General features: G+C 59.5%; 10 protein-coding genes and 1 riboswitch. Of the genes, 9 read left to right on the plus strand and 1 reads right to left on the minus strand.

From position 1 onward, the window contains the following. Positions 1-83 precede the first annotated feature (83 nt). On the minus strand, positions 84-2,096 hold the full coding sequence (locus ABFT80_RS16375; protein ID WP_347972992.1) for an acetyl/propionyl/methylcrotonyl-CoA carboxylase subunit alpha: 2,013 nt from the start codon (positions 2,094-2,096) through the stop codon (positions 84-86). A 183-nt stretch (positions 2,097-2,279) separates the two neighbouring features. On the opposite strand from ABFT80_RS16375, the gene ABFT80_RS16380 reads away from it, so the two are divergent. The 9 genes from ABFT80_RS16380 to ABFT80_RS16420 all read left to right on the plus strand — a co-directional run bounded on the left by ABFT80_RS16380 (position 2,280) and on the right by ABFT80_RS16420 (position 11,205). Next, the gene (locus ABFT80_RS16380; RefSeq protein WP_347972993.1) at positions 2,280-3,407 is read left to right on the plus strand and encodes an S-(hydroxymethyl)glutathione dehydrogenase/class III alcohol dehydrogenase; all 1,128 of its coding nucleotides are present in this window, start codon (positions 2,280-2,282) and stop codon (positions 3,405-3,407) included. A 10-nt stretch (positions 3,408-3,417) separates the two neighbouring features. Further along, the gene (locus ABFT80_RS16385) at positions 3,418-3,879 is read left to right on the plus strand and encodes a YaiI/YqxD family protein (RefSeq protein WP_347972994.1); all 462 of its coding nucleotides are present in this window, start codon (positions 3,418-3,420) and stop codon (positions 3,877-3,879) included. After that, positions 3,876-4,529, plus strand: a complete 654-nt coding sequence (locus ABFT80_RS16390) for a DUF1345 domain-containing protein (RefSeq protein WP_347972995.1) — start codon at positions 3,876-3,878, stop codon at positions 4,527-4,529. Before ABFT80_RS16385 ends, ABFT80_RS16390 begins: the two co-directional genes overlap by 4 nt. Before the next feature lie 8 nt (positions 4,530-4,537). Continuing rightward, the gene (gene fghA, locus ABFT80_RS16395; protein ID WP_347972996.1) at positions 4,538-5,371 is read left to right on the plus strand and encodes an S-formylglutathione hydrolase; all 834 of its coding nucleotides are present in this window, start codon (positions 4,538-4,540) and stop codon (positions 5,369-5,371) included. Positions 5,372-5,539: 168 nt separating this feature from the next. Continuing rightward, positions 5,540-5,923 (plus strand): helix-turn-helix domain-containing protein, encoded by a 384-nt coding sequence (locus ABFT80_RS16400; RefSeq protein ID WP_347972997.1) that lies wholly within the window; start codon positions 5,540-5,542, stop codon positions 5,921-5,923. A gap of 102 nt (positions 5,924-6,025) precedes the next feature. Continuing rightward, positions 6,026-6,113, plus strand: a riboswitch (glycine riboswitch). 149 nt (positions 6,114-6,262) lie between these two features. Beyond that, complete coding sequence (gene gcvT / locus ABFT80_RS16405; protein WP_347972998.1) at positions 6,263-7,360, plus strand: glycine cleavage system aminomethyltransferase GcvT; 1,098 nt, start codon at positions 6,263-6,265, stop codon at positions 7,358-7,360. Positions 7,361-7,365: 5 nt separating this feature from the next. Continuing rightward, entirely contained in the window at positions 7,366-7,734 is a 369-nt protein-coding gene (gene gcvH / locus ABFT80_RS16410; RefSeq protein WP_347972999.1) for a glycine cleavage system protein GcvH, read from the plus strand. 14 nt (positions 7,735-7,748) lie between these two features. Beyond that, positions 7,749-10,553 carry an aminomethyl-transferring glycine dehydrogenase gene (gcvP, locus tag ABFT80_RS16415; RefSeq protein ID WP_347973000.1) on the plus strand — a complete coding sequence of 935 codons (2,805 nt, stop codon included), beginning with the start codon at positions 7,749-7,751 and terminating at the stop codon, positions 10,551-10,553. 7 nt (positions 10,554-10,560) lie between these two features. Further along, entirely contained in the window at positions 10,561-11,205 is a 645-nt protein-coding gene (locus ABFT80_RS16420; RefSeq protein ID WP_347973001.1) for a YoaK family protein, read from the plus strand. The last annotated feature ends 74 nt before the right edge of the window (positions 11,206-11,279 follow it).

An 11,279-nucleotide genomic window follows, 5' to 3' on the forward strand; every position in this document is an offset into this window, starting at 1 on the left:
TCCTTCGAGTCGGGAGGCTTCCATTGTCACGCAACCCGCCACCGGGGTCCAGCATCAATAAACTTCTCTACAGGGAATGCCGCTTATGCGAACTCCATGATCACCGCATCGACGGCAAGGCTATCACCCTGCTTGGCGTTGATCTTCTCGACCGTCAGATCGCGGTCGGCGCGAAGCACGTTTTCCATTTTCATCGCTTCGACGACGGCAAGCGTCTCGCCCGCTTTCACTTCCTGCCCTTCGATGACAGCAACCGAAACGACCAGCCCTGGCATCGGGCAAAGCAGAAGCTTCGACGTATCCGGCGGCAATTTCACCGGCATCAGGCGCTCGAGTTCGGCGGTGCGCGGCAGCATCGTGCGGGTGACGACTGACAATCCCTTCCAGTCGATACGCAGTCCGTTCGGGACGGGGCGAAGCTGCGCCGAAACTTCGGTGTCGCCGACCTGCCCGATCCAGATGGCATCGCCCAAACGCCAATCGGACGCGACCGACAGAGCAGCAGAACCGGCGATCGAAAGATCGAGTTCCATCGGCATCGAAATCATCCCATCGACGATTGCGACATCGAGATAGTCGTCGGCAATGCGCACCACCCAGTCGGGCTTGAGTTCGCCGGAATGCGGCGCGAGTCTGCCTGTCAGGCGGTCCAGCCGGTCGCGCCGCAACAATTCGACGGAGGTCGCGATTGCGGCGAGCGTCGCCTTCTGCTCGTCATCCGGCACGATCGGCGCAAAGCCATCCGGGAATTCTTCCGCGATGAACGCCGTCGAGATATTTCCATCGCGCCAGCGTGGATGCTGCATGAGCGCCGAAAGAAACGGAATATTGTGCTCGATACCATCGACAATGAAATTATCCAGCGCGTCCGCCATGGCATCGATTGCCTCGATACGGGTCGGTGCCCATGTGCACAGCTTGGCGAGCATCGGGTCGTAGAACATCGAGATTTCCGCGCCTTCGGTGACGCCGGTATCATTGCGGATGATACTCTTGCCGTACTTTCCTTCTTCCGGCGGGCGGTAGCGTGTCAACCTGCCGATCGAAGGCAGGAAGTTGCGATAGGGATCCTCGGCGTAAAGGCGGCTTTCGACAGCCCAGCCGTTGAGCTTCACGTCCTTTTGCTGAATGGCCAGCTTCTCGCCCGCAGCAACACGGATCATCTGCTCGACCAGATCGACACCGGTAATGAGTTCCGTCACCGGATGCTCGACCTGCAGACGCGTGTTCATTTCGAGGAAGTAGAAATTGCGGTCCTTATCAACGATGAATTCGACCGTTCCGGCACTTTGATAGTCCACCGCCTTGGCCAGCGCGACCGACTGTTCGCCCATTGCCTTGCGCGTCGCTTCATCGAGAAATGGCGACGGTGCTTCCTCGACGACCTTCTGGTTGCGGCGCTGGATGGAGCATTCGCGTTCGCCCAGATAGATGCAATTGCCATGCGCGTCGGCCAGCACCTGAATCTCGATATGGCGCGGATCGACCACGAATTTCTCGACGAAAACGCGGTCATCGCCGAAGGAGCTTTTGGCTTCCGAGCGAGCGCGGTCGAAACCGTCGCGCACTTCCGCCTCGCTCCAGGCAATGCGCATGCCCTTGCCGCCGCCACCGGCGGACGCCTTGATCATCACCGGGTAGCCGATTTCGGAGGCGATTTTTTCCGCCTGCTCCGCATCCTCGATGATGCCGAGATGGCCCGGAACGGTGCTGACTTTGGCGGCGTTTGCGAATTTCTTGGATTCGATCTTGTCGCCCATGGCCTTTATGGCCTTCGGCTTCGGTCCGATGAAAACGATGCCTTCCGCTTCCAAAGCCTCACAGAAAGATGCGCGTTCGGACAGGAAGCCGTAGCCCGGATGCACCGCTTCCGCCCCCGTCTGCTTGCAGGCCTCGATGATCTTTTCGGGAAGCAGATAGCTTTGCGCGGCGGGCGACGGGCCGATATGCACCGCCTCATCTGCCATTTCGACATGAACCGCGTCGCGGTCGGCGTCGGAATAGACCGCAACCGTCGCGATACCCATGCGACGCGCCGTCTTGATGACACGGCAGGCGATTTCACCGCGATTGGCGATAAGGATTTTCTTGAACATAAAGGGGCATTCCTCCGAAGCGGCTATCTTTCTATGTGCTTGGCTATGGCGGTCAAGTGCACGGGTCGTTGCCCAGACCAAAGTTCAGCACGAAAGCCGGACGAAAATGCCGCTTTTCGGTGTTGATCGGCCAAGCAAAACCTGAAACTTTGGCCGCGAATCGGAATACCTCAGGAGAAATGCATGAAAACCCGCGCCGCCGTTGCCATAGGAGCCGGAAAACCGCTCGAAATCATGGAAGTCGATCTCGACGGCCCGCGCGAAGGCGAGGTTCTGGTCGAGATCAAGGCGACCGGCATTTGCCACACCGACGAATTCACTCTATCGGGCGCCGACCCGGAAGGTATCTTTCCGGCCATTCTCGGTCATGAGGGTGCGGGCGTCGTTGTCGATGTCGGCAAAGGCGTGACGTCCCTGAAGAAGGGCGACCACGTCATCCCGCTTTACACGCCGGAATGCCGCGAGTGCTATTCCTGCTTGTCGCGCAAGACCAATCTTTGCACCTCCATCCGTGCGACGCAGGGCCAGGGCCTTATGCCGGATGGCACCAGCCGCTTCTCCATCGGCAAGGACAAGATTTTCCATTACATGGGCTGTTCGACCTTCGCGAACCACACGGTCCTGCCCGAAATCGCGCTGGCCAAGGTCAATCCCGACGCGCCTTTCGACAAGATTTGCTACATCGGCTGCGGCGTCACCACCGGCATCGGTGCAGTCATCAACACGGCAAAGGTCGAGATCGGCTCGACGGCCATCGTCTTCGGCCTCGGCGGCATCGGGCTGAACGTGCTGCAGGGCCTGCGCCTTGCCGGTGCCGACATGATTATCGGCGTCGACATCAACAATGACCGCAAGGCCTGGGGCGAGAAATTCGGCATGACGCATTTCGTCAATCCGAAGGAAGTCGACGGCGACATCGTGCCTTATCTGGTCAACCTGACAAAGCGCAATGGCGACACGATTGGCGGCGCGGACTATACGTTCGATTGCACGGGCAACGTGAAAGTCATGCGCCAAGCCCTTGAATCTTCTCATCGCGGCTGGGGCGAGAGCATCGTCATCGGCGTCGCAGGTGCCGGTCAGGAAATCTCGACGCGTCCATTCCAGCTCGTCACGGGCCGCTCGTGGAGAGGCACCGCATTCGGTGGCGCGCGCGGCCGCACCGACGTCCCGAAAATCGTTGAGTGGTACATGGAAGGCAAGATCCAGATCGACCCGATGATCACGCACATCCTGCCGCTCGAAGACATCAACAAGGGCTTCGACCTGATGCATGCAGGCGAAAGCATCCGCAGCGTCGTCGTCTACTAAGGTGAACGCGGTGCCGGCCCCGATCATCTATGTCGATGCCGATGCCTGCCCGGTGAAGGCCGAGGCCGAGAAGATTGCAGAACGTCTCGGCCTCGTTGTCACCTTCGTCTCGAATGGAGGCTTGCGCCCTTCCCGCGATCCGATGGTCCGCCACGTCGTCGTGTCGAAAAGCGCCGATGCCGCAGACGACTGGATCGTCGAAAATGCCCAAGCGAACGACATTGTCATAACCGCCGACATTCCGCTTGCCGCACGCGCGGTCGAGCTTGGCGCGCATGTCATCGGCCCGACCGGCAGGCCGTTTACGCCCGAATCCATCGGACTTGCGCTCGCAATGCGCGATCTCAAGCAGCATCTGCGCGAAACCGGCGAGATAAAAGGCTACAATGCAGGCTTCACGCCGCAGGATCGCTCGCGTTTTTTGAGCGCGCTCGATCAGGCAGCTCGACGGGCAAAGGCATCGGCTGGATGAATATCTACCAACTTCGCCATTTTGCATTCTACGCCGCCGTAGTGTTGGGCATCATCGTTCTGGCTGCGGCCTTGCTCTTCAAGCAGCCGCTGGCCTACGCAATCGGCGCGAATTCGTTCTTCATCGTCTATATCGCGCTGGTGCTTCGCCGCATGCCCGCCTTCACATCCGAATATCTAAGCAAATCCGCGCAGGATGCCGACGAGCCGATCGGGATCATCTTTCTCGTGACCTTTGTCATCATATGCGTAGCCGTCGGCTCGCTGTTCCTGCTGATGAACGCGAAAGATGCGCCGCATCCGATCGGGCTGGCCTTCTCCATGCTGTCCCTGCCGCTCGGCTGGTTCACGATCCACACGATGGCGGCACTTCATTACGCGCATCTTTACTGGACCGGTGACGACAATTTTTTGCCCACGCACAGCCGCAAACCCGTAGGCGGGCTTCTGTTTCCTGAAACGGAAAAGCCAGTCGGCTGGGATTTTCTCTATTATTCACTTGTCATCGGCATGACCGCGCAGACCGCCGACACCAACATCAGCACCACCCAGATGCGCATCGCGACGATGGTCCATTCGGTCCTGTCGTTTTTCTTCAACACTGTGATTGTCGCGGCCGCCGTCAATCTGGTGGTTTCACTCGCAAGCTAGGAATATTCATGAAAACCGTTTCCACCGCAAAAGCGCATGGCGGCACGCAAGGCGTCTATTCGCACGCATCGGATGCCTGCGCCTGCGACATGACTTTCGCGGTTTTCGTGCCGCCGCAGGCCAAGGATGGTCCCTGCCCGGTGGTCTGGTATCTTTCGGGCCTCACCTGCACGCACCAGAACGTCATGGACAAGGGCGAATATCGAAAGATCGCCGCCGAACTCGGCCTGATCATCGTCTGTCCCGATACAAGCCCCAGAGGCGAAGGCGTGGCGGATGAAAAAGACAATTGGCAGTTCGGCTCAGGTGCCGGCTTCTATTTGGATGCGACGGAAGCGCCGTTCGCAAAGAACTACCGCATGTATTCCTACATCACCGAGGAACTACCCGCGCTGATCGCCAGCGAATTCCCGGCTGATATGACCCGCCAGTCGATTTTCGGCCATTCGATGGGCGGTCACGGTGCGCTGACCATCGCCCTGAAAAACCCGGATCGCTTCAAGGCATGCTCCGCCTTTGCGCCGATCACGCACCCGATGGTCGCCGGATGGTCGAAACCCGCATTCGAGAAATATCTTGGTACGGATGAGCAGTCATGGCGCGCTCACGATACGGTCGCACTCATCGAGGACGGCAAGCGCTTCAATGGGTTTCTGGTCGATCAGGGCAAAAGCGACGGCTTTCTTGAAGATGGCTTGCGCCCGTGGCTTCTGGAGGAGGCCTGCAAACAAGCTGGAATCCCGCTCACGCTACGCATGCAGGAAGGCTACGACCACTCCTATTTCTTCATCTCGACCTTCATGGAAGATCATCTGCGCTGGCATGCCGAACGGCTTGGCTAGATCACCCGGAACCGGCAATTTTCGATGTAAGATTTTCTCTTAAATACAAGACTTTACACGATAATGCCAAAAATACCTTGTCATAGCCGGTAGCATCCCTATCCTCCGCGAAAGCTGTCGCCGCTCCTGGCGGCAGATTTCTCGAGATAAAAGATGGGGGTCCATCGGGTGTCCGACACCACGAATATTTACGAAGAAACGCCTGATCTTGATACGACAGGCGGACGTATTTCACGCGCTCGCGAAGCGAGCGGATTGACCGTAAAAGAAGTCGCCTGGCGACTTGGCGTCAAACTCTCAACCATTCATGCTTGGGAAAGCGATCGTTCCCAGCCCGGCGCGCACCGGATGAACATGCTTTCGGGCATGCTGAATGTCAGCGTCTCCTGGGTGCTTCACGGTGTGGGCACCGGCCCCGTCGAGCCGGAAGACGAAAGCGAAATGATCGAATCCGTCGGCGCACAGCTCGACCGCCTGAAACTGCTTCATGCAGAAACCGGCCAGCTCATCACCCGCCTGCAGCACGACATGGATAAGCTTTCCACGAATTAGCCCCTACTTAGACGTGGATTGCTCGCGTCTCGCATATTGCGGGACGTGACAAAGCGTGAAGCTTGAGCTAGCTATGACTCGCCGGGAGCCTTGAAAGAGGCTCTACTGTTTGCGGGAGAGAGCAGCGAAGAGCTGCCGCCGAAGGGGAAATCGCCCGAAATCTCTCAGGCAAAAGAACCGTAAACGGAAAGGCACTCTGGAAAGTCGGGGCTCACGCTCCGCGCCGAAGGTGTAAGTATGGCCGACAGGGTTCCGGCTGTGCGAGTCTCTCAGGCTTCAGACAGAGGGGCACGAATTTGCTGCGAATAGCGGCTGGATGCGTGCGACTCTGGAGCTGACATGACGGGCGATACCAAAACTCTTCCTCTCGACGATCTTCACAAATCGGCTGGCGCGCGCTTCGGCGCATTTGCAGGCTGGTCCATGCCGCTGACCTATCCTGCAGGCGTGATGAAAGAACACGAACACACGCGCAAACATGCGGGCTTGTTCGACATTTCGCATATGCGTCTCTTCGTGGTTTCCGGAAAAGACGCTGCCGCTCTCCTCGCCAAGGCCTGCCCGCTAGATGCAACAGCGCTTGCGGCCTCCCAATCGAAATACACATTCTTTCTGAATGACGACGCAGGCATCATCGACGATCTGATCGTAACGCGCCTTGGCGACGAGCGTTTCATGGTCGTCGCGAACGCCGGAAACGCTGCAAAGGACGAGGCGCATCTTCGCAAGATCGCAGAAGGCTTCGATTGCAAAATTGAAGCGCTCGACCGCGTATTCCTTGCAATTCAAGGACCAGACGCCGCAACCGCACTTTCCAGCGCGGGCGTGGATACCGGCTCGCTTCTTTTCATGCACGGCATAGAACCGCGCGAAAACTGGTTCCTGAGCCGTTCGGGCTACACCGGCGAAGACGGTTTTGAGATCGGTCTGCCGGAAGCGGATGCGCGCGACCTCGCGGCCAAACTGCTTGCGGACGATCGCGTCATGTGGATTGGCCTTGCCGCCCGCGACAGTTTGCGGCTGGAAGCTGGTCTTTGCCTCCATGGTCAGGACATCACCGAAGAAACCAACCCGGTTGATGCCGCCTTGATGTGGGCAATCTCAAAGGATTTGCGCGCGAATGGTGAGTTCGTCGGCGCCGATGCGCTGCGCAAGAAACTCGAACATGGCGCAACGGAAAAGCGCGTCGGCCTGAAACCCGCGGGAAGGCAGCCGGTTCGCGCCGGTGCTGCCCTCTTCGATGAAGCGGGCAATGCCGCAGGTCGCGTCACATCAGGCGGCTTCGGGCCTTCGGCCGGTTTCCCTGTCGCGATGGGCTACGTTTCGGCCTCGCTGGCGCAAATCGGCACACAACTCTTCGCAGACGTTCGGGGCACGAAAATCCCCGTCGAGATTCACACTCTTCCCTTCACGCAGCATCGCTATCGCAAAGGATGATTTTTATGACCAAGACCTATTTCACAGACGATCATGAGTGGCTTCGCGTCGAGAACGGCATCGCGACCGTCGGCATTACCGACTATGCGCAGGAACAGCTTGGCGATCTCGTATTCGTCGAGCTTCCCGAGGGCGGCAAGGCTGTCAAGAAGGGCGAAGTCGCCGTTGTCGTTGAATCCGTGAAGGCCGCATCCGACGTTTATGCGCCGGTCGATGGCGAGATCGTGGAAGCGAACCAAACCCTCAGTTCCGATCCGGCTCTGGTGAATTCCGCTGCCACGAGCGATGGCTGGCTCTGGAAAATGAAGCTCGCCAATGAGACCCAGCTTGAAGGCCTGCTCGACGAAGCCGGCTACAAAGCCCTTATCGGCTGATACTGAAAGGCAGGATGATGACCACTGCACAATCCCCCTTCGCCGCACGCCATATCGGGCCGCGCCAGATCGATACGCGCGAAATGCTGGCCGCAATCGGCGTTCCTTCCGTCGAAACACTGATTTCGCAGGCCGTGCCGAAGTCGATCCGTCTGGATCGCCCGCTCGATCTGCCCAAGGCTGCGAGCGAAGCCGAAGCGCTGGCCGAATTGTCGGCCACGATGAGCCGGAACATCGTTCTGAAAAGCTTCATCGGCGCGGGCTACCACGGAACGCATGTGCCGCCGGTCATCCAGCGAAACCTGTTCGAAAACCCCGCATGGTACACGGCCTATACGCCCTACCAGTCGGAAATCAGCCAGGGCCGCCTCGAACTTCTGTTCCATTTCCAGACGCTTGTGACCGAATTGACCGGCCTGCCGGTCGCATCCGCCTCGCTTCTCGATGAAGCGACCGCCGCCGCCGAGGCTGTCGGCATCGCCTACCGTCATCACCGCGAAAAGCGCAACCGCGTGGCACTTGCAGGCATACCGCATGCGCAGACGCTCGATGTCGTGAAGACCAGAGCCGAACCGCTCGGCATAGATGTCGACGGCGACATTATCGATGAAAACACCGCCGCCCTGCTCGTCTCCTGGCCGGATACGCATGGCGTCTACGGCGACCACAAAGCCGCGATCGCAAAGGCAAAGGAAGCTGGCGCCATCGTCATTTTCATCGCCGACCCGCTGGCGTTGACGATCAACGAAGCGCCTGCCGATCTTGGTGCCGACATTGCAGTTGGCTCCATGCAGCGCTTCGGTGTGCCGATGGGTTATGGCGGACCGCACGCCGCTTATTGCGCCGTCTCCGACAAGCTCACGCGCCTGATGCCCGGTCGCCTCGTCGGCCAGTCCACCGACGCGCATGGCCGCCCCGGATACCGTCTCGCGCTTCAGACTCGCGAACAGCACATCCGCCGCGACAAGGCGACCTCCAACATCTGCACCGCGCAGGCCCTGCTCGCCAATATGGCGGTTTCCTACGCGATCTGGCACGGCCCCGCTGGCCTGCAGGCGATCGCACAGCAAACGGCAGCCCTCGCCTCGCGCCTCGCCGCTGGCCTGAAATCCGCAGGCGTCGAAATCGTCGAAGGCACCCGCTTCGATACGGTTACAATTGCAACCAACGACGCGAAAGGCATCGCCGCCAAGGCTGAAAACACCGGTCGCCTCCTTCGCGTTCTCGATGAGACGCATGTCGGCGTGACCTTCGACGAAACCTCGACGGAAGCCGATCTGGACGAAATCGCTGCGCTTTTCGGTGCAAAGCCTTCTGAAAAAGCCGAAATTTCAGCCACAAAACGCGGCAAAACCTTCCTCACTCAGCCCGTTTTTCACGAAAACCGCTCCGAAACGGACATGATGCGCTTCCTGCGTCGCCTTGCCGACAAGGATCTGGCGCTCGACCGCGCGATGATCCCGCTCGGCTCCTGCACGATGAAGCTGAATGCCGCCGCCGAAATGATGCCGGTAAGCTGGCCGACAGTCGCCGGGCTGCATCCGTTTGCGCCGCGCGCGCATTCGCAAGGTTATCGAGCGATGATCGATGAGCTTGAAGGCTGGCTCGCCGAAATCACAGGCTTCGACGCCGTTTCGCTTCAGCCGAACGCCGGAAGTCAGGGCGAATATGCCGGACTGCTCGCCATCCGAAGCTACCACAAGGCGCGCGGCGACGATCATCGCACCGTCTGCCTGATCCCGTCCTCAGCCCACGGCACCAATCCGGCAAGTGCGAGCATGGCGGGCATGAGCGTCGTCGTCGTGCGCTGCACGGAAGATGGCAATGTCGACATGGACGATCTGACCGCGAAGGCAGAATTGCATGCCGAAAACCTCGCAGCGCTCATGATCACCTACCCGTCCACGCATGGCGTGTTCGAGGAAGGCATTCGCGACATCTGCGCGCTGATCCACCAGCATGGCGGGCAGGTCTATCTCGACGGCGCAAATCTCAACGCGCTGGTCGGCCTCGCGCAGCCGGGCGAAATCGGCGCCGATGTCTGCCACATGAATTTGCACAAGACATTCTGCATTCCGCATGGCGGCGGTGGTCCGGGCATTGGCCCGATCGGCGTGAAGGCGCATCTTCAGCCGCATCTGCCCGGCCATGTTGCCGAAGGCAGCGCCCATGCGGTGTCGGCTGCACCTTTCGGCAGTGCATCGATCCTGCCCATCACATGGATGTATATCCGCATGATGGGCGCGGACGGCCTGAAGCAGGCAACCGAAACGGCAATCCTCAGCGCCAATTACATCGCAACCCGCCTCGCGAAGCATTTCCCGGTTCTTTACAAGGGCCGCAACGGACGCGTCGCGCATGAGTGCATTCTGGATACGCGCGTTTTGAAGGAAAAGGCTGGCGTGTCGGTCGAGGATGTCGCCAAGCGCCTTATCGATTATGGCTTCCATGCACCTACCATGTCCTGGCCGGTCGCTGGCACGTTGATGGTCGAGCCGACCGAATCCGAGCCAAAGCACGAGATTGACCGCTTCTGCGAAGCGATGATTTCGATCGCCGAGGAAGCCGAGCGCGTTGCGAAGGGTGAATGGCCGAAGGACGACAATCCGCTGGTCAACGCGCCCCACACCTCCGCAGAAGCGCTGGCCGACGAGTGGAAACATCCCTATTCGCGCCGCGAAGCTACTTTCCCTGCCGGAAACGGCGACCAGACCTCGAAATACTGGCCGCCCGTCTCGCGCATCGATAATGTCGGCGGCGACCGCAATCTGGTCTGTTCGTGCCCGCCGGTAACGGAGTATCTGGGCGCGGCAGAATAACCACCGCATGAAGCAACTTTCCCGCCACACGAAGCTTGCCGCGACGGGCCTCGCCTTCACGGCAGGCTTCGTCGATGCGCTGGGCTTCATTCACCTTGGCGGCTATTTCGTCTCGTTCATGACGGGAAACTCGACGCGGATGGCCGTGAGCATCGCCGACCGCGTTGGAGATGCGGCCCTGCCCGCGCTCATCATCGCGCTGTTCGTTATCGGCGTTATGGCAGGCAGCATTGCGGGCGCGCAGATGAAGCGCAACCGCACCAGAAATTTGCTTTTCGGCATCGCCGCCCTGCTCGCGCTTTCCGCCCTTCTGGCCCAACTCGGATTGCAGACGCCCGCGATCCTGCTGACCCCGATGGCGATGGGCGCCATGAACACGATTTTCCAGCGTGACGGCGAAGTTTCGGTCGGCGTCACCTATATGACGGGTGCGCTGGTCAAATTCGCCCAGCGCGCAGCACAAGCGCTGACCGGCGGCGACAAATGGGCATGGGCGCCTTACCTGCTTTTGTGGAGCGGACTGGTGACAGGCGCCGTCTGCGGTGCAGCACTTTATTCACAATTCGGGCTGATGGTGTTGTGGCTGCCAGCCGCCGCTCTTTCCATATTCGCGGTCGTGGGACGGTGGGATATGGAAGAAAACCGGGTATAACGCCCCCGTTCGCCTCGAACGACGCATGCCGGACCTGAATAAAACAGGAACAATTGTCGCCCGGCAGCTATAAA

Origin of the sequence: Foliimonas ilicis (genome assembly GCF_039939195.1) — a bacterium.
In the GTDB taxonomy this organism is placed as follows: Bacteria; Pseudomonadota; Alphaproteobacteria; order Rhizobiales; family Rhizobiaceae; genus Foliimonas; species Foliimonas ilicis.

What these genes read in the sequence shown, in the direction of transcription:
- ABFT80_RS16375 (WP_347972992.1), bottom strand. Translation starts at nt 2,096, where the DNA reads ATGTTCAAGAAAATCCTTATCGCCAATCGCGGTGAAATCGCCTGCCGT.
- ABFT80_RS16380 (WP_347972993.1), top strand. Translation starts at nt 2,280, where the DNA reads ATGAAAACCCGCGCCGCCGTTGCCATAGGAGCCGGAAAACCGCTCGAA.
- ABFT80_RS16390 (WP_347972995.1), top strand. Translation starts at nt 3,876, where the DNA reads ATGAATATCTACCAACTTCGCCATTTTGCATTCTACGCCGCCGTAGTG.
- fghA (WP_347972996.1), top strand. Translation starts at nt 4,538, where the DNA reads ATGAAAACCGTTTCCACCGCAAAAGCGCATGGCGGCACGCAAGGCGTC.
- gcvT (WP_347972998.1), top strand. Translation starts at nt 6,263, where the DNA reads ATGACGGGCGATACCAAAACTCTTCCTCTCGACGATCTTCACAAATCG.
- gcvH (WP_347972999.1), top strand. Translation starts at nt 7,366, where the DNA reads ATGACCAAGACCTATTTCACAGACGATCATGAGTGGCTTCGCGTCGAG.
- gcvP (WP_347973000.1), top strand. Translation starts at nt 7,749, where the DNA reads ATGATGACCACTGCACAATCCCCCTTCGCCGCACGCCATATCGGGCCG.
- ABFT80_RS16420 (WP_347973001.1), top strand. Translation starts at nt 10,561, where the DNA reads ATGAAGCAACTTTCCCGCCACACGAAGCTTGCCGCGACGGGCCTCGCC.